Source organism: Aeromonas sp. QDB54 (assembly GCF_027707385.1).
Lineage (GTDB): Bacteria > Pseudomonadota > Gammaproteobacteria > Enterobacterales > Aeromonadaceae > Aeromonas > Aeromonas hydrophila.
Genome location: NZ_JAPCIT010000006.1, coordinates 131,777 through 157,876, shown reverse-complemented (window position 1 = coordinate 157,876; position 26,100 = coordinate 131,777). Strand labels below are relative to the sequence as shown.

General features: G+C 63.0%; 19 protein-coding genes. 10 read left to right on the top strand and 9 right to left on the bottom strand.

Annotated elements, in window-relative coordinates; all coding sequences use genetic code 11:
* Positions 1-16 precede the first annotated feature (16 nt).
* The 3 genes from PG881_RS07975 to PG881_RS07965 form a co-directional block, all read right to left on the bottom strand.
* The gene (locus PG881_RS07975; RefSeq protein ID WP_270799127.1) at positions 17-823 is read right to left on the bottom strand and encodes a siderophore ferric iron reductase; all 807 of its coding nucleotides are present in this window, start codon (positions 821-823) and stop codon (positions 17-19) included.
* A 38-nt stretch (positions 824-861) separates the two neighbouring features.
* Positions 862-3,006 carry a TonB-dependent siderophore receptor gene (locus PG881_RS07970; protein WP_270799125.1) on the bottom strand — a complete coding sequence of 715 codons (2,145 nt, stop codon included), beginning with the start codon at positions 3,004-3,006 and terminating at the stop codon, positions 862-864.
* Positions 3,007-3,259: 253 nt separating this feature from the next.
* The gene (locus tag PG881_RS07965; protein ID WP_270799123.1) at positions 3,260-4,159 is read right to left on the bottom strand and encodes an AraC family transcriptional regulator; all 900 of its coding nucleotides are present in this window, start codon (positions 4,157-4,159) and stop codon (positions 3,260-3,262) included.
* Positions 4,160-4,432: 273 nt separating this feature from the next.
* Here PG881_RS07965 and PG881_RS07960 point away from each other — a divergent pair, with 273 nt between their 5' ends.
* Entirely contained in the window at positions 4,433-5,173 is a 741-nt protein-coding gene (locus PG881_RS07960; RefSeq protein WP_011705821.1) for an SDR family oxidoreductase, read from the top strand.
* 102 nt (positions 5,174-5,275) lie between these two features.
* On the opposite strand, the gene PG881_RS07955 is transcribed toward PG881_RS07960, so the two are convergent.
* Entirely contained in the window at positions 5,276-6,181 is a 906-nt protein-coding gene (locus PG881_RS07955) for a LysR family transcriptional regulator (RefSeq protein ID WP_252377075.1), read from the bottom strand.
* A gap of 101 nt (positions 6,182-6,282) precedes the next feature.
* Here PG881_RS07955 and PG881_RS07950 point away from each other — a divergent pair, with 101 nt between their 5' ends.
* The 3 genes from PG881_RS07950 to PG881_RS07940 all read left to right on the top strand — a co-directional run bounded on the left by PG881_RS07950 (position 6,283) and on the right by PG881_RS07940 (position 9,717).
* Positions 6,283-6,921: an NAD(P)-dependent oxidoreductase gene (locus tag PG881_RS07950; RefSeq protein WP_270799119.1), complete on the top strand. Its 639-nt coding sequence runs from the start codon at positions 6,283-6,285 to the stop codon at positions 6,919-6,921.
* A 469-nt stretch (positions 6,922-7,390) separates the two neighbouring features.
* On the top strand, positions 7,391-8,461 hold the full coding sequence (locus PG881_RS07945; RefSeq protein WP_270799117.1) for an isopenicillin N synthase family dioxygenase: 1,071 nt from the start codon (positions 7,391-7,393) through the stop codon (positions 8,459-8,461).
* A 92-nt stretch (positions 8,462-8,553) separates the two neighbouring features.
* Positions 8,554-9,717: a trans-sulfuration enzyme family protein gene (locus tag PG881_RS07940; RefSeq protein ID WP_010634163.1), complete on the top strand. Its 1,164-nt coding sequence runs from the start codon at positions 8,554-8,556 to the stop codon at positions 9,715-9,717.
* Between the two features lie 92 nt (positions 9,718-9,809).
* Here the strand turns inward: PG881_RS07940 and PG881_RS07935 are convergent, their stop codons facing one another.
* Positions 9,810-12,587 carry a M16 family metallopeptidase gene (locus PG881_RS07935; protein WP_270799113.1) on the bottom strand — a complete coding sequence of 926 codons (2,778 nt, stop codon included), beginning with the start codon at positions 12,585-12,587 and terminating at the stop codon, positions 9,810-9,812.
* A gap of 593 nt (positions 12,588-13,180) precedes the next feature.
* Positions 13,181-14,296: an aspartate-semialdehyde dehydrogenase gene (gene asd, locus PG881_RS07930; protein ID WP_270799111.1), complete on the bottom strand. Its 1,116-nt coding sequence runs from the start codon at positions 14,294-14,296 to the stop codon at positions 13,181-13,183.
* A 339-nt stretch (positions 14,297-14,635) separates the two neighbouring features.
* On the opposite strand from asd, the gene sugE reads away from it, so the two are divergent.
* From sugE to pflB, 4 genes are all read left to right on the top strand, one after another.
* Positions 14,636-14,950 (top strand): quaternary ammonium compound efflux SMR transporter SugE, encoded by a 315-nt coding sequence (gene sugE, locus PG881_RS07925; protein ID WP_011705814.1) that lies wholly within the window; start codon positions 14,636-14,638, stop codon positions 14,948-14,950.
* 127 nt (positions 14,951-15,077) lie between these two features.
* Positions 15,078-16,838, top strand: a complete 1,761-nt coding sequence (gene ycaO, locus PG881_RS07920; RefSeq protein ID WP_270799109.1) for a 30S ribosomal protein S12 methylthiotransferase accessory factor YcaO — start codon at positions 15,078-15,080, stop codon at positions 16,836-16,838.
* 380 nt (positions 16,839-17,218) lie between these two features.
* The gene (gene focA / locus PG881_RS07915; protein WP_011705812.1) at positions 17,219-18,067 is read left to right on the top strand and encodes a formate transporter FocA; all 849 of its coding nucleotides are present in this window, start codon (positions 17,219-17,221) and stop codon (positions 18,065-18,067) included.
* 45 nt (positions 18,068-18,112) lie between these two features.
* A complete protein-coding gene (gene pflB, locus PG881_RS07910; RefSeq protein ID WP_016350517.1) occupies positions 18,113-20,395 on the top strand; it encodes a formate C-acetyltransferase in 2,283 nt (760 codons plus the stop codon).
* A 123-nt stretch (positions 20,396-20,518) separates the two neighbouring features.
* Here the strand turns inward: pflB and phnX are convergent, their stop codons facing one another.
* The 3 genes from phnX to phnW are packed head-to-tail and all read right to left on the bottom strand — an operon-like array spanning position 20,519 to position 23,929.
* Positions 20,519-21,358 (bottom strand): phosphonoacetaldehyde hydrolase, encoded by an 840-nt coding sequence (gene phnX / locus PG881_RS07905; RefSeq protein WP_270799107.1) that lies wholly within the window; start codon positions 21,356-21,358, stop codon positions 20,519-20,521.
* Positions 21,351-22,790 (bottom strand): aspartate aminotransferase family protein, encoded by a 1,440-nt coding sequence (locus PG881_RS07900; RefSeq protein WP_270799105.1) that lies wholly within the window; start codon positions 22,788-22,790, stop codon positions 21,351-21,353. The genes phnX and PG881_RS07900 overlap by 8 nt, the downstream gene beginning before the upstream one ends.
* Positions 22,787-23,929 carry a 2-aminoethylphosphonate--pyruvate transaminase gene (phnW, locus tag PG881_RS07895; protein ID WP_270799103.1) on the bottom strand — a complete coding sequence of 381 codons (1,143 nt, stop codon included), beginning with the start codon at positions 23,927-23,929 and terminating at the stop codon, positions 22,787-22,789. Before phnW ends, PG881_RS07900 begins: the two co-directional genes overlap by 4 nt.
* Before the next feature lie 264 nt (positions 23,930-24,193).
* Between phnW and phnR the strand changes: the two genes are divergently transcribed.
* Positions 24,194-24,901: a phosphonate utilization transcriptional regulator PhnR gene (phnR, locus tag PG881_RS07890; RefSeq protein ID WP_270799101.1), complete on the top strand. Its 708-nt coding sequence runs from the start codon at positions 24,194-24,196 to the stop codon at positions 24,899-24,901.
* Between the two features lie 119 nt (positions 24,902-25,020).
* Entirely contained in the window at positions 25,021-26,040 is a 1,020-nt protein-coding gene (locus tag PG881_RS07885; protein WP_270799099.1) for a putative 2-aminoethylphosphonate ABC transporter substrate-binding protein, read from the top strand.
* The last annotated feature ends 60 nt before the right edge of the window (positions 26,041-26,100 follow it).

Below are 26,100 nucleotides of genomic sequence, written 5' to 3'. Positions count from 1 at the left end.
TGCAGGGCTTCTCTGTTCAAGCCCCCTCTTCACCGCTCGCCGCCCCCTGCCGCCGCGGACAGTTGGCGCAGAGCTCGCCATCGCGGCGCTTATAGTGCAGGCAGCAGCGCTGGCGCACATAACCGACCAAGCCGGCCGCTGGCGGCCAGGGCGCCGGCTGCCAGCCCGTCAGATGTTCGGCCGGCAGGCCGCAGGCGGCAAGCCAGTGCGGCGCATGGGCCGCCACCTCGGCGGGGCTTATCTCGTCAAAGAACGCGGGCACCCGCACCAGCGCCGCCAGCAGATCGTCCGCCAAGAGCGGCCGCACGAAGCCCGGCTGCAGCCGCTGCACCTGCCCCAGCACTGCGAACAGTGCCTGCCAATGGGCCTGCAGCCGCTCACCCGCCGTCTTGATCAAGAGCTCCAGCTCCCCCTTGATCATGGGTTCGGCCGGCAGAGTAAAGCCCGATACCAACCCATCCTGATAGCCCTGGCCCAGCCTCTCCAGTGCCGGCACGGCTCGCAGCCGATAGACGGCCACCATGGCAAGATAGATGGACTGCCAGCAGAGCATGCCCCAGCTGCGGGTGAGCCAGTAGGCGGGACCCGCCTCCGGATGGGCCTGCCGCCAATACTCGTGCAGCGCGGCCGCCACCTCGGCCGGCGTGGCCTGCTTGCTCGCCGTCAACAGCGCCGCGCTCTCGCCGGCAGCCACCAGCCGCCCCTTGAGGGACGGGATAAGCCCGGCGGCGGCCGCGAACAGGGCGCCGTGATCCGCCAGCGCCTGCAGATCCGGCTCGCGCCGTGCGCCCGGAGTGCGGGCACGGCGACCGGCGCCGGTCATGGGGTGAGAGAGTCCCGGGCTCGGCCCGGGACGCAGGGTCAGAATACGTATTTGAGTCGCGCCTCCACGCTGCGCTCTGCCCCGAACCAGCAGTTGTTCTGGTCGTAGCAGGAGTAGTAGGTCTTGTTGAACAGGTTGCTGGCACTCAAAGAGGCCTCCACCCCTTGCAGACGCTGGCTGAGCTGGGCCAGATCGTAGGAGGCAGCCATGTCCATCAGCAGGTAATCCGGCACCGTATCGGTGTTGGCGGCATCAAGCTGGGCCTCCCCCACGTAGCGCAAGCCAGCCCCCAGGCGCACCCCTTCCAGCGGGCCGGCCGGCAGGTAGTTGCTCCACAGCGATGCCATTTGCTTGGGCACCCAGACCGGGGTCTTGCCCTGCAGGCTGGTGGTGTCGCGGGTGATCTCCATCTCTTGGCGGGTATAGCTCAGCGCCAGATCCCAGCGGCTGGTGAGATCGAGTCGCCCCTCCAGCTCGACCCCCTTGGAGACCATCTCGCCGGTCTGCAGCTTGGGTCCGTAGACGTTGTCCGGATCCGTCACCAGGGCATTTTGTTTGGTGATGTGGAACGCCGAGAGAGTGGCCGTCTTGCTCATGTCCTCGGAGAGGAACTTGAGCCCCCCCTCCCACTGCCGGCCGGTGGCCGGTTTGAACGCCTGGCCCTGCTTGTCCGCTCCCGCCACCGGCTCGAAACTCTCGGCATAACTCACATAGGGCGAGAGGCCGTGATCCAGCTCGTAGAGGGCGCCGAGGCGCAACGAGAGGTTGTCCTGATCAATCTGGGCCAGGGTGCGGCTCGCCGCCCCCTGATAGAGGGTCCGACTGTCGGTGTCCATCCGGTAGCGGTCGTAGCGGGCGCCGCCGATGGCCACCAGCCGATCGAGGCGCACCTGATCCTGCAGGTAGAGGCCGCTCTGATACTGGCGGATGGTGCGGTTGTCCTGATAGTTGAAGACCAGGTCTGCCGGTACTATCTGCTGGTGGTTCGGGTTGAAGATGTCGATGGCCGGGGCAGAGTAGTCGAGGGTATCCCGATAGAGAATGCGCGCATCCAGATACTGGTAATCGACCCCCAGCAGCAGGTTGTGCTGGGCCTTGCCGGTCTGCACCTTGCCCGCTAGCTGGTTGTCGATGACAAAGCCGCGAGAGTCTTCATCGGTCAGGTAGGCGTTGCGGGCCAGGGTGCGGTGGTCGGCCGCCAGCGCCGCGTTGTAGGTGTTCTGCTGGTTGGCCGAAGCATCCATGTAGCGGGCGTTTTGCAGCAGCTGCCAGTTGGCGTTGAAGTCGTGGCTCAGCTTGTAGCCGAACAGGGTCACCTCCCGGCTGTAGTGGTTCCAGTTTTCATCGCCAAGGAAGGTATCGCTGCCAAGCTGGCCCAGCGGGTTGGATTTGACCGAGCCGCTGGCCGGCACCGTGGTGTAGATGCCGGCTTGCGGGTCTTTCTGGTAATAGAGGTTGAGGTTTAGCAGGGTGCGATCACTCAACTGCCAGTCGAGAGAGGGCGCCAGCACGTAGCGCTCCTCCTCTGAGGTCACCGCCTGGCCCTCTTTCTGGCGAGCCAGCCCCACCAGCCGATAGGCAAACTGATCGTTGAGGGCACCGGTGCTGTCGAGGGTCAGCTCCTTGAGGGTGCCCGTCCCGCTCGCCACGCTGACGCTGTGCCTGCTCTCCCGCTGGGGGCGTTTGGCGATGAGGTTGACCATGCCGCCGGGGGGCATGCTGCCGTAGAGCACGGAGGTGGGCCCCTTGAACACTTCCAGCTGCTCGATGGCCACCGGATCGATCTGGGGCTGCAGGTTCCAGTCGTTGTACTGCAGCAGCAGGCCGTCGTAGAAGTTCTGGTAGTTGTCAAAGCCGCGGATGTTGAACAGATCCAGCCGGTTGACAGCCCCGCCCCGCAGCTCGGTGTTGACGCCGGGCACGTAGCGCAGCGCCTCGCTCACCGAGCTGACGCCGCGCTGTTCCAGGGTGTCACCCTCCACCACCGAAATGGCCTGGGGTGTCTCCAGGGGGTCGAGCCGGGTCTTGGTCGCGGTGTTGCGATAGGTCTCCCCGAGCACGGTCAGGGTCTCGTCGGCCCGGGTCTGTGTCGGGCGCTCGGCAGCGGCTGCCTGCACGGGGCCAGCCAACAGGGCGGAGATAGTCGCGGCGACCAGGGTCAAAGGGGGGTGAGTGGCGTACATCTGATCCTCGAATGCAATGAGTGAATAGTAACAAATCTCATTTGCATTTTATTGGGTCATTTTGCCCTTGAATTAACAATTTGGGGCATGTTGGCGCGAAAGAGGGAGAAAATGTGGTCAGTTTGGCCCCATCCGGCAACCTAAACTGACGGTAGCAACGCAGGCGATGTCGAATGGATAGCAAAGCCTGGCGCAGTCAAAAGGGAAAGAGGGATAGCAGCGCCCGGCATCCACCGGGCAAGAGGTGGCCAGCTCAGAGAGGGGCGACGGGCAGCCAGTACTCCATGCGGGCATCCGGCTGGTTGCCGTCAAAATCGGGGGCGTAACGCTCCAGCTCGAAACCGTCCACCCCCCGATAACCGGAGCTCGGCAGCCAGTGCAGGATAAACCAGTTGAGGGTCTGCCCCAGCTGGCTGACCGGGCCCACGTGACTCAGCACCGCGTAGGTCTGGGCCGGCACCGGGAGGTGCGCCAGACCGGCGGGCAAGCTGGCCCCCGCCTCCATCACGCTGCCCGCCCAGTAGGGGAGCGACTCGCCGGCACCAGAAACATCCACTACCCCCACCCGCTCCTGCCCGGGTGGCAAACCGCCCGCCGTACGCAGGGCGCGCCAGATGGCGGGCACCGTCTGCTGAAAGTCGGGAGCGGCGGCAAACAGCCCGCGGATCTGCCCCTTCACCCCTTGCAGGATAAAGCCAGGCTGGCTCTCGATCCGCACCTGTACCAGCCTGGCAGGCATGGGTTGCGGCAGCGTAGCCCGCACCAGGGGGGTACGCAGCCCCAGCCACAGGCCGCGCTTGCGATAGGCCAGCGGTGAGCAGCCGAACTGCTGCTTGAAGGCGCGGCTGAAGCTCACCTCGGAGCCAAAACCGTAACAGAGCGCCAGATCCAGCACCCGCTGGCGGCCAGAGAGCAGCGCCTCTGCCGCCTGGCTCAGCTTGAGCTCGCGCACATAATGGGCCACCGTCAGCCCCGTCTCGTGGAGGAACACCCGCTGCAGCTGCCAGCGCGACCAGCAGCTCTGCTCCGCCAGCTCGGCCAGCGCCAGCGGCTGATCCAGGTTGGCGTGGATGTAGTCGAGCACCCGCTCGATGCGGGTCAGCTGGCTGTGCGGCTGGGGCATGGCGTCGGGAGTGGTGGGCAAGATGGTCATGACGAGATCGGATCTGGCTGTCGGCAAGGCGCTGCGCGCAAGGGCCCCATTAAACATGGCCGCGACCTTGGCGGCAAGTACTGGCCGCAGCGCTCACCCCGGCCCCCTTGTCCAGGGCCTTGCCTGCCCCTTAGGCCAGCGCGTCAAGCCAGCTTGGCAGACTGTCACAAAAGTGACGCGTTTGCCTGTCAGATTGTTTGAAAACAAATATATCAATTACCTCAAAAAGCCCATAAAGTCCTCGTTCGAATCTTTTATGCAGGGAGAGCCAAGATGAAGAAAGTTGCCTTGATCACCGGAGCCCGTGGCGGCATCGGATCCGCCATCACCACCGCCTTGCTGGCCCAGGGGTATCGCATCATCGCCACCCACTCCAGCCCCAACGGGGCGGCGGCGCACGACTGGTACGGGGAGCAGGGTTTTCGGCCGGATCAGGTGCGGCTGCTGGCGCTGGACGTCGCCGACACCGCCATGTGCCGCGACACTCTGGGCCGATTGCTGCAGGATGAAGGGCGGGTGGACGTGCTAGTCAACAATGCCGGCATCACCCGGGACGGGGCTTTCAAGCGGATGACCCCGGAGCAGTGGTTCGAGGTGATCCACACCAACCTGTGCAGCCTCTACAACGTGACCCAGCCGCTGTTCGATGCCATGTGCGAACAGCGCGATGCCCGCATCATCAACATCTCCTCGGTCAATGGCCAGAAGGGGCAGTTCGGCCAGGTCAACTACTCGGCCGCCAAGGCGGGCATGCTGGGCTTCACCAAGGCGCTGGCAGCGGAAGGAGCCCGCTTCGGGGTGACGGTCAACGCCATCGCCCCCGGCTACACCGCCACCCCCATGGTGGAGGCGATCCGCACCGACATCCTCGACAGCATCAAGGCCGACATCCCCATGCGCCGGCTGGCCAAGCCGGAAGAGATCGCCGCCGCCGTGGTGTTTCTTGCCAGCGAGGCGGGTGCCTATATCACCGGCGAGACCCTGGCCATCAACGGCGGCCTCTACATGAAGTGAGGCCGTGCCTTGTCTCACCGGCATGGCATCGACAGAGGGCAGCCCGCGGGCTGCCCTCTTTTTTAATCCGGCCAACCGGAACGGCCTTCTTCCTTGCCCGGACTACGGACGTGTCGCCGCGGCCCCCACCGGCTCGGCGAAGTGGCTGCGCAGGGCGGCGATCACCCGGCGCACCTTCTCCGGGATCTCCCGCTGCGGGGTGATGGCGTGGATCTCCATGGGTGGCACCCGAAAGCCCGGCAGCAATTCCAGCAGGCGACCCGAGGCGAGATCTTCGGCGATCTCCCCCTCCGGCTGCAGCGACACCCCCTGCCCCGCCAGGGTGAACTGGCGCAGCGGCAACACGTTGTTGCAGACCACCCGCGGCTTGGGTTTGACCCTGTGCCCCTGCCCTTTCTCGTCGAAGAAGGTCAGGCCGCCGTTCAGCATATCGGCGGCCAGCCAGTCGTGATCCAGCAGCGCCTCCGGGCTGCGCGGGGTGCCCTTGCGCGCCAGGTAGGCGGGTGAGGCGCACAGCAACATCCGGGTCTGGCCCAGCTTGCGCGCCACCAAGGTGGAGTCCGAGAGCGTGCCGACCCGCAGTGCCACGTCGATGCGCTCGGCGATGAGATCCCGCTTTTCGTCGTCGGCGATGATCTGGATGCACAGGCCGGGGTGGGCCTGCAGCAGCGGCGAGAGCGCCCGCGCCAGCGGCTGGCCGGCCATCCCCACCGGGGCGGTGATCCGCACCTCCCCCAGCAGGCTGTCGCGTACCTCAGAGAGGCGCAGCTCGGTCTGGTTGAGGGTCTGCTGCAAAGACTGGCACCCCTGCCACACCACCTCTCCCGCCTCGGTCAGGTTGAGGCGGCGGGTGGAGCGGTGCAGCAGGGTTAGGCCGAGCAGGCTCTCCAGCTGGCTGATATGCTGACTGACGGCGGAGGGTGTCATGCCGAGGGCCTTGGCGGCGCCGGTCATGCTGCCCGCCTCGACCACGGCGGCGAAGATGGCGTAACGCTTGAGCTGTTCCATTGTTAAATCCAGCTTATAAGTGAATGCAATTTACAACGGATTATTAAATCACATTCGGGGGCGTAGGATAGCCCCATTCCAACAGTGAAGGAGAATCTCCCATGAAAATTGCCCTGATCGGTGCCAGCGGTTTTGTCGGTACAGCCATCCTCAATGAAGCCGTCAGCCGCGGCCATCACGTCACCGCCATCGTCCGCGATGTCAGCAAGGTCGCCGCTCACCCGCAGGTCACCGCCGTGGCGGTGGATGCCCAGGACAGCCAGGCGCTGGCCAAGGTGCTCAAGGGGCACGATCGGGTGATCAGCGCCTACAACCCGGGCTGGACCGTCCCGGACATCTACGATCAGTACCTCAAGGGGGCCAGCGCCATCGTAGCCGCCGCCGTCGCGGCCAACAGCTGGCTGCTGGTGGTCGGCGGTGCCGGCAGTCTGGAAATTGCCCCCGGCGTGCAACTGGTGGATACCCCGGAATTCCCAGCCGAGTGGAAACAGGGGGCCCTGGCCGCCCGCGACGGCCTCACCGCCCTGCGCCGTGAAACCACCCTCGACTGGCGTTTCGTCTCCCCGCCCGTGTTCCTGGAACCCGGCGAGAAGCGCGGCGGCTATCACCTCGGTGGCGATCAGGTGCTGTTCAGCGGTGAACAACCGGCCGGGATCACGGTCGGCGATCTGGCCGACGGCGTGCTCAACGAAGCGGAAAAACCGGCCCACCTGCGCCAGCGCTTCACCCTGGGTTACTGAGCCTGACCTCGGCACCACACAGGGCCCCAGCGCCCGTTACACAAAGGGAGGCATCAGCCTCCCTTTTTGCATCTCTGTATTTGGGCATCTCTGCATTTTGCGCATCTCTGTGCTGGCAGCGATGCTCGCCTCTCTATTTGCCCAACTTGCCCAACTCGCGCTCACATTGCGCTCAAGCCGGCACATGCCGGGTCAGGCCAACATGGGTGCCAAGTGCGCCGGTATATTGCCATTATCGCCGCTCAATCGGCAGCCACCCGGATGGGTGGCGAATTCTATTTCGATTTTTGTATATAACTAAGAATAATTTGTTGTTTCCGTCTTATAACACCGAACAGTAGCATCTCCCTCAATCCAAATGGCGCCATCCCTGGCAACAGGGCGTTGGCCGGTTCATCGGTCAGGGCGTCGTCGTTTTCATGTCAGGTGTGCGGGTAGCATCCCGCCCCTGGCCAGTGAGGAGGTGCACATGGAACATTCACCACTGCCGATCATCGATCTCGCCGCGCTCGACGGCGCCCCCGAGACCCGTCGCCAGATGCTGGCCACCCTTGGCCGGGCGGCCCGTGAGGTGGGCTTTTTCTATCTGATCGGCCATGGCCTGAGCGAGCAAGAACAGCAGGAAACCCTGGCGCTGGCGGCCCGCTTCTTCGCCCTGCCACAGCAGGAGAAGCTGGCAGTGCAGATGGTGCACTCCCCCCACTTTCGCGGCTACAACCAGGTGGGGGCCGAGCTCACCCGGGCGCGGCCGGATCTGCGCGAGCAGTTCGACATCATGAACGAAGAGGCCGCCCTCGATGCCGCCAGCCTGCAGCATCCCTGGCAGCGGCTCATCGGCCCCAACCAGTGGCCGACCGCCCTGCCCGAGATGAAATCTCACCTGCTGGCGTGGCAGGAGCGGCTGAGCGCCATCACCCTCACCCTGCTGGCCGCCTTCGCCGAGGTGCTGGCGCAGCCGGCCGGGGTGTTTGACGACAGCATTCGCGGGGCGCCCCATCAGCACATGAAGCTGATCCACTACCCGGGGCAAGCCGCAGGGGGCAGCGGTCAGGGGGTGGGCGCCCACAAGGATCCCGGCTACCTGACCCTGGTGATGCAGGACCATCACTCCGGGCTCGAGGTGGAGACGGCCGACGGCTGGATCTCGGCGCCGCCCCTGCCGGGCGCCCTGGTGGTCAACATCGGCGAGCTGCTGGAGCTCGCCTCCAACGGCTACCTCAAGGCCACCCTGCACCGGGTGCAGAGCCCGCCGCCCGGGGTATCGCGCCTCTCCTGCGCCTTCTTCATGGCGGCGCGGCTGGATGCGACCGTGCCGCTGCTCAGCCTCTCCCCCGCGCTGGCGGCGCAGGCACAGGGGCCCGAGAGCGACCCGACCAACCCGCTCTTTTATCAGGTGGGGGAGAACGTGCTCAAAGGGAGGCTGCGCTCCCACCCGGATGTGGCGACCCGCCACTATGGCGTCGCCCCGGCGTCGACCAATGCGCAGACAAGCAGCGAACAGATGGCAAAGCGCGAACGGCGCGAGCCACAACTCGCCTGACGCTGCCATACCTAATAGACGGGGGGCGCCACGGTGCCCCTTCAGATGACACAAGCAGTTGGGCCACAGCCTGGCAATGACGGAGCAATACAATGAAATTCAAAACCATGAGCGTGCACAGCGGCCAGCGGATCGATCCCCAGACCGGCGCCCTCACCACCCCGCTCTACCAGAGCAGCACCTTCAGCTACTTCAACGCCCAGGCGGGCAAGGAGCGCTTCGCCGGTCAGGCTCCCGGCTTCATCTACAGCCGCTTTGGCAACCCCACCACCGCCGAGCTGGAGCAGAAGCTGGCGGCGCTGGAAGGGGCCGACGAAGCGCTGGTGGTGGCGAGCGGCATGGCGGCGGTGAGCGCCATCATGTATGCGCTGGCCGACAGCGGCGATGAAGTGGCCTATATCGGTCCGCTCTACGGCGGCACCGATGCGTTTCTCAAGCAGACTTTCAGCCGCGCCGGCATCAAGGTCACCGCCTACGAGAGCGATCAGGATCTGCTGGCCAACATCCGCCCCGCCACCAAGGTGGTACTGTTCGAAACCCTGACCAACCCCACCCTCAAGGTGGTGGATCCGCGGGTGGTAGTGGAAGCGGCCCGCAAGGTGGGCGCCATTACGGTGTGTGACAACACCTTCCTCACCCCCTATCTGCTGCGCCCGCTCGAGCTTGGCATCGACATCGTCATGCACAGCGGCACCAAATACCTGGGCGGCCACGGCGACATCATCGCCGGGGTGGTGGCGGGCTCGCACGCGCTGATGAAGTCGATTCGCACCGTGGCCCTCAAGCACATCGGCTCCCCCATCGGCCCGCAGGAGGCCTACCTGTTGCAGCGCGGGGTCAAGACCCTGCCCCTGCGCATGGATGCCCACCTGCACAACGCCCAGAAGGTGGCCGACTTCCTGGCCGCCCATCCGGCGGTGAAGAAGGTGATCTACCCGGGGCTGGCCAGTCATCCGGGCCACGATGCCCTCGGCGCCTTCGCCAGCGGCTTTGGCGGCATGGTGAGCATCGAGCTGGAAGGCGGGTTTGAGCGCTGTGCCACCCTGCTCGACAATCTGCAACTCTTCGTGCAGGCGGTGAGCCTGGGGGATCTCGAGAGTCTTGCCTGCCATCCGGCCAGCACCACCCACGCTGCCATGGACGAGGCGAGCCGCCTCGCCGCCGGGGTCAATGACGATCTCATCCGCTTCAGCATCGGGGTGGAAGACGCCGACGATCTGATTGCCGATCTGGCCGCCGCCCTGGCCCTGATCTGACCGTTTGCCTCTTTTGAGCGCAAAAAAACAGCCCGCCCCCTGCCAGGGGGCGGGCTGTTTTGCTTGCGGCCGTTGCCCGATAGGGCAACCCGCTAGGGTGTGGCAGAGAGGCGCTGCACCGGCCAGCCCAACGCGGCCAGCTCGGGAGCCAGCGTCTTGGCATCCCCCACCACCAGGATCACCATGTCGTCGGGATCGAGCCAGCGGCGGGCCAGCTCACGCAGGGTAAAGGGAGAGAGCCGGCTCACCTGCTGCACCCGCTGCTCCACATAATCCTCCGGCCACCCCTTGAGCAGGATGGGCAGCATGTACTCCATTTCCTGCGGCAACGTTTCGTAATCGAGCGCCTGACCATTGAGCACCCGATCCCGCAGGGTGCGCACCTCCAGCCGGGTCGGCCCCAGCCGCTGATACTTGTCGAGCTCCTGCAGGATCTGCCGCAGGGCTGCCCCGGTCACGCTGCTGCGCACGCTGCTTTGCAGCAGGAAGTGGCCCGCATCGGAGTTGCCGTCGAAGGCGGCGTCGATAAAGTAGGTGTAACCCAGCTCCTCGCGCAGCCGGATGTGCAGCCGCTCGGCGAGGGACACATTCATCAGCCGGGTCAGGTAGTGCTCGCCGAAGGCATCCTCCGCCATGGCGCGCCGCCCCACCCGGATCTGGCTGAGCGCCGCCCCGGGATTGTCCAGCAGATAGATGGCCCGCTTCGCCTGCTGGCCGCGCCAGCCGAGGGAGTGCAGGGCCGGCGGCTGACCGGCAGGCTCGACCAGAAAGCCGAGGGCCTTCATCACCCGCTCCTGGGCCAGATCCCCGCTCACCACCACCTGGGCTTCCCCACTGCGATAGACCGACTGATAAAAGTTGCGCACATCGTCCAGCGTCAGCGCGCGCACGCTGGCCAGCAGATCCGGCCGCTTGCGCCCCTCGAGCAGGGCGCCGAACTGCCAGTCCGCCTGCCACTGGGGATCTTGCATCAGCTGTTGCAGCCACTGGGCATGATCAAACCGGCTGCGCTCAAAATCGGCCTGGCGCATGGCGGGCTGCTGCACCAGCTCCCGCACCAGTGCCAGCGTCTCGTCAAAATGGGAGGTGAGCCCCTCGATCTCGACGTAGCTGCGCCCCTCCCCATGATTGAAGCGAATACTGGCCCCCAGCTGGCGGGCCCGCTCCTCGATGCTGGCCGCCTGCAGTTGCTCGCTGCCAAGGAAGAGCATGGCGTCGGCCAGGGTGGCGACCCCGCCCTTGCCCTCGGGTTCGGCCCGCTCACCGCCCGGCCAGCTGATGCTCATGGCAAAGGCCGGCACCTCGTCGCTGTAGTGGCCGAGCAGAGAGAGCCGCTCACCCAGCTTGGCCTGCCACAGGGTCGGCATGGGCACCGGCAAGGCGCCACCGCTGGCCGGCTCCTGGCGCCGGTCCAGGGTCTCCTTGATGACATGAGGCAGCAAAGAGGGGGTTGGCCGGGCCAGCGGCAAGGGGGGCGGCTCGACAAAGTTGGGGCTGCCCGCCTGCCATTCAGGGTGCTCGGCCGGCACCACGCTCAGCACCACCCTGGGCTTGTTCAGCACATAGCGCGTCAACACCCGTTGCAGATCGGCCGGCGTCACCCGGGCGATACGCTGGAGGTTGCGGTACTGGAAGTTGGGGTCAGCAAACAGGGTGTGGCCAGTGGCCAGCTGCTCCACCTTGCCGGCCACGCTGTCCAGCGGCCAGATCCGCAGGGCCCGCTGGGCATTGACCGAGTGGGCCAGCTGCTCGCGGGAGACACCCTTGCTGGCGAGCTGGCCGACGATCCGGTCGATCTCCCCCTTGATGGGGCCAAGCTCGCCCCCTTTGGCCAGATTGGGCACCGCCTCAATCACCAGCATGCAGGCCAGCACGCCGCACTCCTGTCTGGCCGTCACCGAGACCAGCCGGCCGCTTTGCTGCAGTTGTCGCTGTAACAGGCCGCTGGCCGAGCCCCCCAACTGATCCGCCAGCAGATCGAGGGCTTCAAAGTCGGGCTCGCGGGCGGAGACGGTCGGATAGGCCAGCACCAGCATGGGCTCGCTGACCCGATCGACCAGGGTGCGGTAGCGGCTCTTCTTCAGCGTCACCGGACGTACCACCGGGCTTGTCTGGATTGGTGACGGAGGCAGCGCGGCAAAATAGCGCTCGACCCAGGCCAGGGTCTGGGCCGGCTGAATGTCGCCACCGATCACCAGGGTAGCGTTGTTGGGCCCGTACCAGCGCAGGAAGAACTGGCGCACGTCCTCCAGAGTGAGGCGATCCAGGTCAGCCACCCGACCAAACGGCGTATTGAAATAGGGATGATTGGGAGGATAGAGAGTGCGGTTGAGTACTTCCAGCACCCGGCCGTAAGGGGCTGCATCCACCAGGGTGGCACGCTCGTTCTTGGCGATGTCGCGCTTGGCCTCCAATTTCTGCTGGAAAAGGGTATCGAGCAGAAACCCCATGCGATCCGCCTCCAGCCAGAGCACCTTCTCCAGCTGATTGGCTGGCAGCGTCTGGTAATAGCGGGTCTGATCCCGGGAGGTCAGGCCGTTGATATTGCGCCCGCCCACCTGTTGCAGCAGCCGGATATAGCCCTCCTCCCCCACGTGGGCCGAGCCCTGAAACATCATGTGTTCGAACAGATGGGCCAGCCCGGACTGGCCGGGGGCCTCTTCCGGCAGCCCAACCCGATAGTGGACCGCCACATGCACCAGGGGATCGGAGTGATCCTGGGTCAGGATCACCGTCAGGCCATTGTCGAGCCGATATTGCTGATAGGGGACGATCAGCGGATCGGCTACTTTTTTCTGCTCCTTGACCAGCACCGGGCCGGCCAAGGCCAAGACACTGAAGAAATAGAGCAAACTCCACACGACTCTCATGTTATTTCCCAATTTTCAAACCTGAACATTATTATTGGCGGTCGCTGCGCGTCGTTCATATCCAGCGCGCAACAACGGAAAAATGGCGATAGCCCTCTGCAGATGCCTCGCATTATTGATGACATGAATAATATTTTTGCCGGCAGCAATGTCTGCCCCGAGCCAGTCAATGCAGCTGCCAAAGGCTGGCAGCCTGCACCCCGGCTGTGGTCGTCAGTGTAATCAATCAAGCTCCGAAGGGATATCAGCAACAGACGTGCTTTTGTAACAAGGTATATATCTGGCCCATCCGTCAGCGCCCTTGAATAGCCTGGACGGCGCTATTTAACCTTGCCGGTTAACAGTGCCGAAAAATATCGTCGGCATGGTGTTTCGCCCGCCGCTGGGAAATAAACCTGCCGTTATTGAGTCACGAAAAAATAAGCCCAGCGGGTAGTCAATATTGATGCCATTAATAACAGGCGGATGGCAGGCACCTTGCTGGTTCTACTCGCCAGCCCACCCTTTTTGCACTCGCTGCCGGCCGGCCAAGGTGGCAAAGGCACAAAAAAACAGGGGGCCGCAGCCCCCTGTTCATGCTGGGTGCAACCGGATCAACCGCGATCCAGCAGGATGTTGAGCATGCGGCGCAGTGGCTCGGCGGCGCCCCACAGCAGCTGGTCACCCACGGTAAAGGCGGCCAGGTACTCCGGACCCATATTGAGCTTGCGCAGACGACCGACCGGGATGCTGAGGGTGCCGGTGACGGCGGCCGGAGTCAGCTCGCGAGCGGTGATGTCGCGATCGTTGGGGATCACCTTGACCCAGTCGTTGTGGGCGGCCAGCAGGGCTTCGATTTCCGCCAGCGGCACGTCTTTTTTCAGCTTGATGGTGAAGGCCTGGCTGTGGCAGCGCAGGGCGCCGATGCGCACGCACAGACCATCCACCGGAATGGCGGCGTGTTCGATGCCGAGGATCTTGTTGGTCTCGGCCTGGCCCTTCCACTCTTCGCGGCTCTGGCCGTTGTCGAGCTTGGTGTCGATCCAGGGGATGAGGCCACCGGCCAGCGGCACGCCGAAGTTGTCCACCGGCAGGGTGCCGGAGCGGGTCTTCTCGGTGATCTTGCGCTCGATGTCGAGGATGGCGGAGGTAGGGTCGGCCAGCTCCACCGCCACTTCATCGCGCAGCAGGCCCATCTGGGTGACCAGCTCGCGCATGTGGCGCGCACCGCCACCGGAGGCGGCCTGATAGGTGGCCACGCTCACCCACTCCACCAGGTCGGCCTTGAACAGGCCACCCAGGGCCAGCAGCATCAGACTGACGGTGCAGTTGCCGCCGACGAAGGTCTTGATGCCGTTGTTCAGGGCATGTTCGATGACGTCGCCGTTGACCGGATCCAGGATGATGACCGCGTCCTTCTCCATGCGCAGGGAGGAGGCGGCATCAATCCAGTAGCCCTGCCAGCCCGTGGCTTTCAGGCGCGGATAGACATCCTTGGTGTAGTCGCCGCCCTGAGCGGTGATGATGACGTCCTGTGCGGCCAGCGCTTCGATGTCGAAGGCATCCTGCAGGGTGCCGGCATCGACGCCGAAATTGGGGGCGGCCTCACCGGCCTGGGAGGTGGTGAAGAAGGTGGGCTGAATGCGGGAAAAATCCTTCTCTTCCTGCATCCGGCTCATCAACACCGAACCCACCATGCCACGCCAACCGACCAAACCTACTTTTTTCATAATGTCCTACCCTGGATAGCTGCTTATAGAAACCGAGTGTGATACCCGTGATCCCTTGTCCGGCGCGGGCCGTTTACAAGCGGTTCACAAAATATGGGTTGCGAAAAATGCGTCTGTCCACATTACGGATTGTGACGGCGGGCGCAAGTCGAATTGCGCAATATTCTGTGCCGTTCGCTGCAATATCCGTCAGCCTGGCCGACCTGAGGGCAGCCGGTTGGCATCCCACCCCCACTTGGGGCATCATTGAGACCGACCGGCAGCCCCGCTGCCCCTCGGGGACGACCTCGAGGCCTCCTGATACGCAGGGACGACCCTGCTTCCTGCGGAATCTGCCTTATGTCCTGGTTGCTCCTGCTGTTGGCCGGCCTGTTCGAGGTCGCCTGGGCCATCGGCCTCAAATACACCGACGGTTTCAGCCGTCCCCTGCCCACCCTGCTGACCCTGATCGCCATGGGGGTGAGCGTGCTGCTGCTCGCCATGGCGGTCAAACAGTTGCCCCTTGGCACCGCCTACGCGGTCTGGACCGGCATCGGCGCGGTCGGCACCGTGCTGATGGGGATCTGGCTGTTCAACGAACCGGCCACCCTCGCCCGGGTGCTCTGCCTGCTGCTGATCATCGGCGGGATCCTGGGTCTGAAATTCATCGGCTGAGCGGTGACCGACCTCGGTTGAATGGAGAGCAAAACGGGGCATGGGCCCCGTTTTTTGCCTGCCAAACGCGCCGACCCCTGCTATTATCTGCGGCCAAACATGAGCCAATAAAAATCAGGATATCGTGATGACCGACCACACTTTTATTCCCGGCAAGGACGCGGCGCTGGAAGACTCCATCGAACGCTTCCAGACCAAGCTGCAAGCCCTGGGGTTTGATATCGAAGAGGCCTCCTGGCTCAACCCCGTGCCCAATGTCTGGTCCGTGCACATCCGGGACAAGGAGTGCTCCCTCTGTTTCACCAACGGCAAGGGTGCCAGCAAGAAGGCGGCGCTCGCCTCCGCCCTTGGCGAATATTTCGAGCGTCTCTCCACCAACTACTTCTTCGCCGACTTCTATCTGGGCGAGCAGGTCGCCAATGGCGACTTCGTGCACTACCCGAACGAGAAGTGGTTCCCCATCGAAGGGGATCAGCTGCCCGCCGGTCTGCTCGACAGCTTCACCCGCAAGTTCTACAACCCGGACGGTGAAGTGACCGCCGACATGCTGGTGGATCTGCAATCCGGCAACGAAGAGCGCGGCATCGTCGCCCTGCCCTTCGAGCGTCAGTCTGATCACCAGACCGTCTACATCCCGATGAACATCATCGGCAACCTGTATGTCTCCAACGGCATGAGCGCCGGCAACACCCGCACCGAGGCCCGCACCCAGGGGCTGTCGGAGGTGTTCGAGCGCCACGTGAAGAACAAGATCATCGCCGAGGCCCTCAGCCTGCCGCTGATCCCGAATGAGGTGATCGCCCGTTACCCCGGCATCAAGGCCTCCATCGATGCGCTGGAAGCCGAAGGCTTCCCCATCTACAGCTTCGATGCGTCGCTCGGCGGTCGCTACCCGGTCATCTGCGTGGTGCTGCTCAACCCGAGCAACGGCACCTGCTTTGCCTCCTTCGGCGCCCACCCGCGCTTCGAAGTGGCGTTCGAGCGCACCGTCACCGAGCTGCTGCAGGGCCGCAGCCTCAAGGATCTGGACGTGTTCGTGCCGCCCTCGTTCGACAACGAGCAGGTGGCGGATCACCACAACCTGGAGACTCACTTCATCGACTCCTCCGGCCTCATCAGCTGGGATCTGTTCAAGCAGGATGCGGACTTCGAGTTTGCCGACTGGGACTTCCGCGGCACCTCGCAGGAGGAGTTCGACCACCTGATCGGCATCTTCCACGAGCTGGAGCAGCCGGTCTACATCGCCGACTACGAGCACCTGGGCGTCTACGCCTGCCGCATCCTGGTGCCCGGCATGTCCGACATCTATCCGGCCGAAGACCTGCTGCTGGCCAACAACACCATGGGTGCCCACCTGCGGGAAACCATCCTGGCGCTGCCGGTGCTGGAGTGGGACGCTGAGCAGTACATGGCGCTGTTCGACCAGCTGGATGAAGAGGGTCACGACGAGCGCACCCGGGTGCGCGAGCTGCTCGGCATCGCCGCCGCCAAGGGCACCGCCCTGCACACCCTGCGGGTGGGCGAGCTCAAAGCCATGCTGGCACTGGCCGCCGGCGAGCTCGACACGGCGCTCGATCTCATCGACTGGACCATGGAGTTCAACCAGTCGGTGTTCCCGGCCGATCGCGCCAACTACTACCGCGCCCTGCGCGCCTGCGTCGAGCTGTTCCTGGATGAGGATCGCGACCCCGAGCAGTACCGCGCCGTGTTCACCCGCATGTATGGCGAGCAGACGCTGGCACAGGCCTGGGCCCACGCCAGTGGTGAAGCGCGCTTCCACGGGTTGGAAGCTGCCGACCTGTCCCTCAGCCAGTTCCCACTGCATCAGAAGCTGCTGGCAGCCTATGAGAAGCTGCAGAAGGCCAAACGAGCCCACTCATGGGGCTGATGTGGTAGTATGTGAAGGGGCCCTGATGGCCCCTTTTGCTTTATGGTCGCCAGAGAGGCAGTTTGTTATTCAAAGATGAAATAAAAAACAAAAAATACCTCTTAGGGGGTTGCCAAACCGGGGCAGAGAATGCTGGGGAGATGCAAAGATGCCTTGCCAGTACCATTTTTAGGCGATGAAAAATAAATTGTTTAAAATCATTGCATTAAAAAATCAGCATTTATGTTTCAGCTGAAACCTGGTGTAAAGCAACGCTGCCGGAGGACTCAAATTTTTGTAGTAAAATTACATTCACAATCTGCAATTCTTGATCGGAGTCAATTTTGACGATCTGGCCCTTTGTTATGATTTCCACAGGCAAAACATCAGGTACATGAGAATTGAAAGCAGAATCTCCCTTTGATTGTCTCAAGCCAGAAGCCATCGCTGCACTGGCAGAAGATATCACCTATGCCAAGGCCACCAAGCCTGCATACAAGGTCATCCCCCTGGCCATCACCGCAGGCGCTTTCATCGCCATTGCTTTCGTCTTCTTCATCACGGTGACTACCGGTGCCGGCAATGTGGCCTGGGGCCTCAGCAAGCTGGTCGGCGGTCTCTGTTTCGCACTGGGTCTGATCCTCTGCGTGCTGCTCGGTGCCGAGCTGTTCACCTCCACCACCCTGACCCTGGTGGCCAAGGCGGCCAACCGCATCACCTGGGCCCAGCTGTTCAAGAACTGGGGACTGGTCTACTTCGGCAACCTCATCGGCGGCCTCATCATCGTCGGCCTAATCATCATGTCGGCCGAATACATGGCGGCAGATGGTCAGTGGGGTCTGAATGCCCTCAAGGTAGCCCAGCACAAGATCCACCATACCTTCTTCGAGGCCCTTGCCCTCGGTATCCTCTGCAACCTCATGGTGTGTCTCGCCGTGTGGATGGCGTTCGGCGCCCGCAGTGCGACCGACAAGGTGATGGTCATGCTGCTCCCCGTCGCCATGTTCGTGGCCTCCGGTTTTGAGCACAGCATCGCAAACATGTTTATGATCCCGGTCGGTATCGCTATCCATGCGGTAGCAGGCCCGGAATTTTGGCAGGCCATCGGCCAGGACCCGGCGACCTTTGCCGACCTGACCGTATCCAACTTCGTCCTACACAACCTCATTCCCGTCACCATAGGTAATATCATTGGTGGTGGCGTCATGGTTGGTCTGACTTACTGGTTTATCTTCCGTCGTCATCATTAAGGATGATTGCGGGATACTACATCAATACCGTGTGAGGTAATGAAAATGGCAGAACTTAACGAACAGTTCCAAAAAGCATGGGAAGGCTTCGCGGCCGGTGAATGGCAGACCTCTGTCAACACCCGTGACTTCATCCAGAAGAACTACACCCCGTATGAAGGTGACGAGTCCTTCCTGGCTGGCGCGACCGAAGCTACCACCAAGCTGTGGGACAAGGTCATGGAAGGCATCAAGATCGAGAACCGCACCCACGCGCCGGTCGATTTTGATACCGACCTGCCCTCCACCATTACCGCTCACGATGCCGGCTATATCGATCAGAGCCTGGAGCAAATCGTTGGTCTGCAGACCGACAAGCCGCTCAAGCGCGCCATCATCGCCAACGGCGGTATCAAGATGGTCAAGACCTCTTGCGAAGTGTACGGTCGTCAGCTGGACCCGATGGTCGAGAAGATCTTCACCGAGTACCGCAAGACTCACAACCAGGGCGTGTTTGACGTTTACACCAAAGACATCCTGAACTGCCGCAAGTCCGGCGTCATCACCGGTCTGCCGGATGCCTACGGCCGTGGCCGTATCATCGGTGACTACCGTCGTGTTGCCCTGTACGGTATCGACTTCCTGATGGCCGACAAACTGGCCCAGTTCAAGTCCCTGCAGGCTGACCTGGAAAACGGTGTCAACCTGGAAGCCACCATCCGTCTGCGCGAAGAGATCTCCGAGCAGCACCGTGCCCTGGCACAGATGAAGGTGATGGCTGCCAAGTACGGTTGCGATATCTCCGTACCGGCCAAGAACGCCAAAGAAGCCGTCCAGTGGACCTACTTCGCCTACCTGGCGGCAGTCAAGTCCCAGAACGGTGCTGCCATGTCCTTCGGTCGTACTTCCAGCTTCCTGGACGTGTACATCGAGCGTGACCTGAAGAAAGGCCTGATCACCGAGCAAGAAGCCCAGGAGCTGATGGACCACATGGTCATGAAGCTGCGTATGGTTCGCTTCCTGCGTACCCCGGAATACGATTCACTGTTCTCCGGCGACCCGATGTGGGCGACCGAGACCCTGGCTGGTATGGGCGTTGATGGCCGTACCCTGGTCACCAAGAACAGCTTCCGTATGCTGAACACCCTGTACACCATGGGCCCGTCCCCTGAGCCGAACCTGACCATCCTGTGGTCCGAGAAGCTGCCGGTCGGTTTCAAGAAGTACTGCGCCAAGGTATCCATCGAGACCTCTTCTGTTCAGTACGAGAACGACGACCTGATGCGTCCGGACTTCAACAACGATGACTACGCCATCGCTTGCTGTGTGTCCCCGATGATCGTCGGCAAACAGATGCAGTTCTTCGGTGCCCGTGCCAACCTGGCCAAGACCATGCTGTATGCAATTAACGGCGGTATGGACGAGAAGCTCAAGATCCAGGTCGGTCCGAAGACCGAAATGGTCAAGTCCGAGTACCTCGACTACAACGACGTGATGGATCGTCTGGATCACTTCATGGACTGGCTGGCCAAGCAATACGTTGCCGCGCTGAACATCATCCACTACATGCACGACAAGTACAGCTACGAAGCCTCTCTGATGGCGCTGCACGACCGTGACGTATATCGCACCATGGCGTGTGGTATCGCCGGTCTGTCCGTAGCCGCTGACTCCCTGTCTGCCATCAAGTTCGCCAAGGTCAAGCCGGTTCGTGACGAAGATGGCGTTGCCATCGACTTCGAAATCGAAGGCGAGTACCCGCAGTTCGGTAACAACGACGCTCGCGTCGATGATATCGCCTGTGACCTGGTTGAGCGCTTCATGAAGAAGATTCAGAAGCTGAACACCTACCGTGGTGCCGTGGCTACCCAGTCCGTGCTGACCATCACCTCCAACGTGGTGTACGGCAAGAAGACCGGTAACACCCCGGATGGCCGTCGCGCTGGTGCGCCGTTCGGCCCGGGTGCCAACCCGATGCACGGTCGTGACCAGAAAGGTGCCGTTGCTTCCCTGACTTCCGTTGCCAAGCTGCCGTTCGCTTACGCCAAAGATGGTATCTCCTATACCTTCTCCATCGTGCCGAACGCGCTGGGTAAAGACATGGAAGCCCAGAAAGCCAACCTGGCCGGTCTGATGGATGGTTACTTCCACCACGAGTCCAACCTGGAAGGCGGTCAGCACCTGAACGTCAACGTGATGAACCGTGAAATGCTGCTGGACGCCATGGAAAACCCGGAAAAATATCCGCAGTTGACCATCCGCGTATCCGGTTATGCCGTTCGCTTCAACTCTTTGACCAAAGAGCAACAGCAAGACGTCATCACCCGTACCTTCACCGCTTCTCTGTAATAGAGTCTCGGTGAGCAAAAACCGGCGCCAAGGCGCCGGTTTTTTTATGCCTGATAGTCAGGGAGCATCGGCCTGCAAACCTGCCGGCAAGGCCGGCACTCCTCTCCTCTTATCCCGCCTTGTTCAGGGCCGCTCTCCTGCCGCTAGGCGGCGGTTGATATCGGCGATAACCGGGGCGATATCCGCCAGAGTGTCGATAACGTAGTGCGCCCCCACCGCCCGCAGTTTGGCCTCGGCCGGTGCACGTCGGGCTGCGATCTCGGCTTCGCCCATGGCGGAAAACGCTTCCCAGGTGGCACCAAATTCGTTGCCGGAGACCGACAATCCCACTGTCCACATGCCCGCGTTCAACCCTTCGCTGATACCCGGCACGGCGTCATCCACCTTGATACAGCGATGCACCGCGCTCACTCCCAGCTCAATCACGTTGGCCAACGCCATCCAGGGGCCGGGGCGACCACCGGCTTTGAGGTCATCGGTGGCGACCCAGTGATCCGGGCGATAGCCGTGAGCGGCCGCAGCAGGTACCAGCGCCTCCATCACCGGACGGGGGTAACCGGAGCAGGAGCCGATCCGCAGCCCTTGTGCTCGCAGCCCATCCAGCACCGGCAGCACACCGGGGATGGGGGCAGCAAAGCGGGTCACGGCGGCAATCTGCAGCGGCATAAAGGTGTGATAAAGGTGGTCCACCTCGGCCTGGCTCATGGGGTGGCCGAAGCGGGCCTGCCAACGCGCATCCACCGAAGGCAGGCGGCCCAGCGCGGCGATATGATCCCACTTGCCCAGCCCCATGGGCTGGCGCGCCTCATCCAGAGTCACAGCAAAGTCATAGGCGCGGGCGAAGGCCTCGACGAAGATGGAGGTGGGGGCGAAGGAGCCGAAATCGACAACCGTACCAGCCCAATCGAGGATCAGCGCCTCTACGTCGGTGGCCGGCTGGATGGCAATTTGCAAGTCAGTCATGGTGATGTTCCTGTTTCGGTGAAAGTGCGATCTCGCCAAGGGCACGATCGAGAATGGTGATAGCGCGCACCAGATCGGCGCGGGCGATATTGAGCGGCGGCGAGAGCTGGATGACATTGCCCTGGGAAACCTTAAAGCTGAGCCCCAGCTCCAGACAGCGGTAGAGCAGCCGCTCGGCGGCCTGGCTATTACGGGTGCGACTCTGGTGATCGACTACCAGATCGAGCGCCCACAAAAGACCAATGCCGCGCACCTGCCCGATCAGCGGGTGACGCTCGGCAAGCACCGCGAGCTCGCGCGCCATAAAGCGGCCATCCTCCTGCGCTTTTGCCAACAATCCCGCTTCGCGGATTGTCTCTATAGTGGCGAGAGCCGCCGCGCAGCCGATGGGGCTCTTCTCGTGGGTGTAGTGACCGAGCGAGATGGCTGCCGCCTGATTGAAACGGTCGCGGGTGATGAGCGCGGCAAACGGCACCACCCCGCCCCCCAGCCCCTTGCCAAGGCAGATGATGTCGGGCTCGATGCCGAACTCCTCGAAGCTGAACCAGTGGCCGGTGCGCCCCAGGGCGTTGGGGATCTCGTCGACGATCAGCAGCACCTTGTGGCGATCGCAGATCTCCCGCACCCGCTGCCAGTAGGCCTTCGAGGGCACCTGCACGTCGGTGTTGCGGATGGGCTCGGCGATAAAGGCGCCGATCCCCCCCTCCTTCTCGATGACGTACTCCAGATAATCGGCGTAGTGCAGATCATCCCCCTCGCCTCGATACCAGACACCGCGATAGCGGGTGGGGGGCGGGATGCGCTCCACTCCGGCCATCAGCGGGCCCATGCCGGCGCGAAAACAGGCTTCGCCGCCAACCGAGATGGCATCGAGGGAGGCGCCGTGAAAGGCATCCCACAGCGACACCACCTTGCTGTTGCCGGTAATAAAGCGGGCAAGCTTCAGGGCAATCCCCACCACCTCGCTGCCACCGGGGGCAAACAGCACCCGGTTAAGATCGCCGGGGGCCAGCTCGGCCAAGATGCGGGCACAGTCGATGGCAACCTGATGGGTGTAGCGGCGTGGCGCAAACGGCAGATCGGCGAGTTGCTGCTGCACCGCGGCCACCACCCTGGGGTGACCGTGGCCCAGCTGATGAACGCTGTTGCCGTGAAAATCGAGGTAACGCTTGCCCGATACGCTGGTCAGCCAGCTCCCCTGCGCCCCCTCAAGCAGATCCAGACAGGGGGTGGAGAGCGCCTGATGGAGAAAGTAGCGGCTATCCTCCGCCAATCCGGCCTGTACATCTTCGTTTTGACCCGCCCACCAGCGTGAGCGCCCCTCGCCGAGGTTGATATCCCCTTCGCTGTCGGCGCGACCGCTGCCGTGCAGCTTATGGTCATGCAAATCGCAGCTACGCAGATCGCAACCGTGAGCCAGCATACTGGTCATCGCGCGTCCCCTTGCCAGTAGCAGGCGCTGGCCATGGCGGCGAGCAAGCAGCGCACCCGCGCTGGCGTCACGTCACCGATATTGCCGATGCGAAAGCAGTCGGCCTGAGAGACCTTGCCCGGATAGATGACAAAGCCCTGCGCCTTGAGCCGCTGGTAGAAGTCGGCAAAACGGTAGTCCGGGTGGGCCGGAGAGTAGAAGGCGGTGATGATGGGAGACTGCCATTTTTCTGGCAGCAGCGGCGCAAAGCCAAGGGCGGCCATGCCATCCACTAGGGTGCGCTGATTGTCGCAGTAGCGCCGATGACGGGCGGCAATGCCCCCCTCTTCGTCCAGCTCGCGCAGGGCCTGGGCAAAGGCGAGCACGGTATGGGTGGGCGAGGTAAAGCGCCACTTGCCCCCCTGCAGCTCCATGGTCTGCCACTGGGCGTGCAGGTCGAGGGAGACCGAGCGGGCGCGACCGGCGCTGGCCGTGAGCGCCACGCGGCGGGCGATGACGAAGCCAAAGCCCGGTACCCCCTGAATGCACTTGTTGGCCGAGCTGATGAGAAACTCGATGCCAAGGCGCCCCATGTCGATGGGGATACCGCCAAAGCTGCTCATGGCATCGACGATAAGGCGAATGCCGCGGCGCTGGCAGAGCGCAGCCACCTCCTCAAGGGGGTTGAGCATGCCGGTGGTGGTCTCGCAGTGCACCATGGCCAAGTGGGTGATCTCGGGGTGGCGTGCCAACATCGCCTCGATGGCGGCGGGTTCGGGGCGGGTTGTCTCGCCGCAGTCGAACTCATGGTGGCGCAGGTCAAGGCAGCGGGCCATCTCCCCCATGCGGGCACCGTAGGCGCCGTTGTTGATGATCAGCAGACACTCATCGACACCTATCGCCGAGCCCAGCACGCTCTCCACCACATAGCTGCCGCTCCCCTGCAGCAGCACGGCGCTGTAGTCGCTCTCATATTCCGGGCCAGTGGCGAGGCGCACCAGCTCGCGGCGGATGGGCTCTACCACACCCAGGTTGTAGTCCGCATCCCAGGTGCAGCTGTCTTGCAGCATGGCGGCGCGCACCGTGGCGGTGGTCGAGAGAGGGCCCGGGGTCAGCAGCAGGTAATCGACGGCGGCAGGGGCCGCAGGAATATGGGTCATGACTTCGCTCCTTTTGGTATATACCAGAATGAGCGCATTGTGGGTAACTGCCCCGCCAAGGTCAAAGGGGTGGCGTTACGTGCAACAAAAAATTCATTTTCAGCGGCGGGATCGCGATAATCTAGGAAGCCTGAACAACAGGGGCCACACTGGTATCTACCAGTGCATTTTGATGTCGCCGTTTAACCACCGGGCAAATGACCAGCCCTGTGCCCAGCCCATTGCCCAACTCATTGCACACTCATTGCATAACTAAGGATTTTCATGAGCAAACCGCAATACCTGCAGATCAAGGATGCCCTCGCCAACCAGATCCTGGCGGGGGGTCTGGCCCCCAACGACAAGCTCCCCTCCGAGCGGTTGCTGGGGGAACTCTATGGCACCACAAGGGTCACCATTCGCGAGGCACTGGTGCAACTGGAGGCAAACGGCCTTATCTATCGGGAGGATCGCCGTGGCTGGTTCGTCACCCCGCCGCGCTTTCGCTTGAACCCCAGACGCACCTCCAACTTTCACCAGATAGTGAGGGAGCAAGGGGGCGAGCCGCGCACCGAGTTGCTGGAGAAAAGCCGTCAGGCGGTGCCGCCCGCGCTGATGGCACAGTTGCAGCTCAAGCCGTTCGACAGCCTGTTTCTGCTCAAGCGGCTGCGCTACGCCAACGGGCGTGCCATCTGCTACTGCGAGAACCACTGCCTGCCCGAGCGGGTACCCGGCCTGCTGGAGCTGGCTCTCAACGGCAGTCTGACCGAAATCTACCAGGCCCATTACGATCTCCACTACGCCCGCATGCAGGTGCGCTTCTTCCCCACCGCCCTGCCGGACGAAGTGGCCAAGGCGCTGGGGGCCACCGCCGGTCTGCCCGCCCTGCGCCTCGAGCGACTCAACTTCGATCAGCACGGTCGGGTGCTCGACTTCGATCTGGAGTACTGGCGCCACGACAGTCTGGAGATCGAGGTGGATACCCAGGATTAGTCACGGACAAATCAGGACGGCAAAACGTCACGGGGCCGTCACGGTCACGTCATAAAGATCCCCTAGCCTCTCTCTCGACCAATCTGGTTTATACCAAGCCAACTTATATGGAGAAGAGGATGAAACAGGGAACCCATCTGCTGGCCGCCGCCGTGCTGGCCACCACGACAGCCCCGGCACTGGCCGCCACCGATCTCACCGTCTACACCGCCTTCGAACCGGAGCAGCTCGGCGAGCTGAAAACCGCGTTCGAGCGCCAGCATCCGGATATCAACATCAAGTGGGTGCGTGACTCCACCGGCGTGGTCACCGCCCGCTTGCTGGCAGAAAAGGCCCAGCCCAAGGCGGATGTGGTATGGGGACTGGCGGCCACCAGCCTGATGCAGCTCGATCAGCAGCAGATGCTCAATGCCTATGCACCGAAAGGACTGGAGAAGCTCGACAGCCGCTTTCGCGACAGCAAGGCCGAGCCGCACTGGATCGGTCTGGACGCCTTTTTCAGCGCCATCTGCTTCAACAAGGTAGAGGCCGAGAAACAGGGGATCCCGGCTCCTACCAGCTGGGCCGACCTCACCAAGCCCATCTACAAGGGCAAGGTGATCATGCCCAACCCCAGCTCCTCCGGCACCGGTTACCTGAGCGTTGCGGGCTGGCTGCAGACCATGGGCGAACAGCAGGGCTGGCAATTTATGAACGGCCTGCACCAAAACATCGACCGTTACACACACTCGGGCTCCGCCCCCTGCAAGCTGGCCGCCAGCGGCGAGACGGTGATCGGTATCTCCTTCGATTTCCCGGCCACCAGCCTCAAGGCCAAGGGGGCCCCCATCGAGGTGGTGTTCCCGAAAGAGGGTTCGGGCTGGGATATGGAAGCCGCCGCCATCATCAAGGGCACCCCCAAGCTGGAGGCCGCCAAACAGCTGCTCGACTTTGCCGCCACCGAACAGGCCAACGCCCTCTACAACAAGTCCTTCGCAGTGGTTGCCATCCCGGATGTGGCCAAGCCCAGAGCCGGTTATCCTGCCAACATCAAGGGCCAGATGATCGACAACGACTTTGGCTGGGCTGCCCGCGAGCGCAACGCCATCCTGGCCCAGTGGAGCGCCAGCTTCGACGGCAAGACCGAAGCCAAGCAGTAATCCCGCTGAGGGCTGGTTTGTGCGATGGCAGCACGTCGCCATCGACCCATTCATTGCCGA

Coding starts and splice junctions, on each gene's coding strand:
- PG881_RS07975 (WP_270799127.1), bottom strand. CDS start 823: ATGACCGGCGCCGGTCGCCGTGCCCGCACTCCGGGCGCACGGCGCGAG.
- PG881_RS07970 (WP_270799125.1), bottom strand. CDS start 3,006: ATGTACGCCACTCACCCCCCTTTGACCCTGGTCGCCGCGACTATCTCC.
- PG881_RS07965 (WP_270799123.1), bottom strand. CDS start 4,159: ATGACCATCTTGCCCACCACTCCCGACGCCATGCCCCAGCCGCACAGC.
- PG881_RS07960 (WP_011705821.1), top strand. CDS start 4,433: ATGAAGAAAGTTGCCTTGATCACCGGAGCCCGTGGCGGCATCGGATCC.
- PG881_RS07955 (WP_252377075.1), bottom strand. CDS start 6,181: ATGGAACAGCTCAAGCGTTACGCCATCTTCGCCGCCGTGGTCGAGGCG.
- PG881_RS07950 (WP_270799119.1), top strand. CDS start 6,283: ATGAAAATTGCCCTGATCGGTGCCAGCGGTTTTGTCGGTACAGCCATC.
- PG881_RS07945 (WP_270799117.1), top strand. CDS start 7,391: ATGGAACATTCACCACTGCCGATCATCGATCTCGCCGCGCTCGACGGC.
- PG881_RS07940 (WP_010634163.1), top strand. CDS start 8,554: ATGAAATTCAAAACCATGAGCGTGCACAGCGGCCAGCGGATCGATCCC.
- PG881_RS07935 (WP_270799113.1), bottom strand. CDS start 12,587: ATGAGAGTCGTGTGGAGTTTGCTCTATTTCTTCAGTGTCTTGGCCTTG.
- asd (WP_270799111.1), bottom strand. CDS start 14,296: ATGAAAAAAGTAGGTTTGGTCGGTTGGCGTGGCATGGTGGGTTCGGTG.
- sugE (WP_011705814.1), top strand. CDS start 14,636: ATGTCCTGGTTGCTCCTGCTGTTGGCCGGCCTGTTCGAGGTCGCCTGG.
- ycaO (WP_270799109.1), top strand. CDS start 15,078: ATGACCGACCACACTTTTATTCCCGGCAAGGACGCGGCGCTGGAAGAC.
- pflB (WP_016350517.1), top strand. CDS start 18,113: ATGGCAGAACTTAACGAACAGTTCCAAAAAGCATGGGAAGGCTTCGCG.
- phnX (WP_270799107.1), bottom strand. CDS start 21,358: ATGACTGACTTGCAAATTGCCATCCAGCCGGCCACCGACGTAGAGGCG.
- PG881_RS07900 (WP_270799105.1), bottom strand. CDS start 22,790: ATGACCAGTATGCTGGCTCACGGTTGCGATCTGCGTAGCTGCGATTTG.
- phnW (WP_270799103.1), bottom strand. CDS start 23,929: ATGACCCATATTCCTGCGGCCCCTGCCGCCGTCGATTACCTGCTGCTG.
- phnR (WP_270799101.1), top strand. CDS start 24,194: ATGAGCAAACCGCAATACCTGCAGATCAAGGATGCCCTCGCCAACCAG.
- PG881_RS07885 (WP_270799099.1), top strand. CDS start 25,021: ATGAAACAGGGAACCCATCTGCTGGCCGCCGCCGTGCTGGCCACCACG.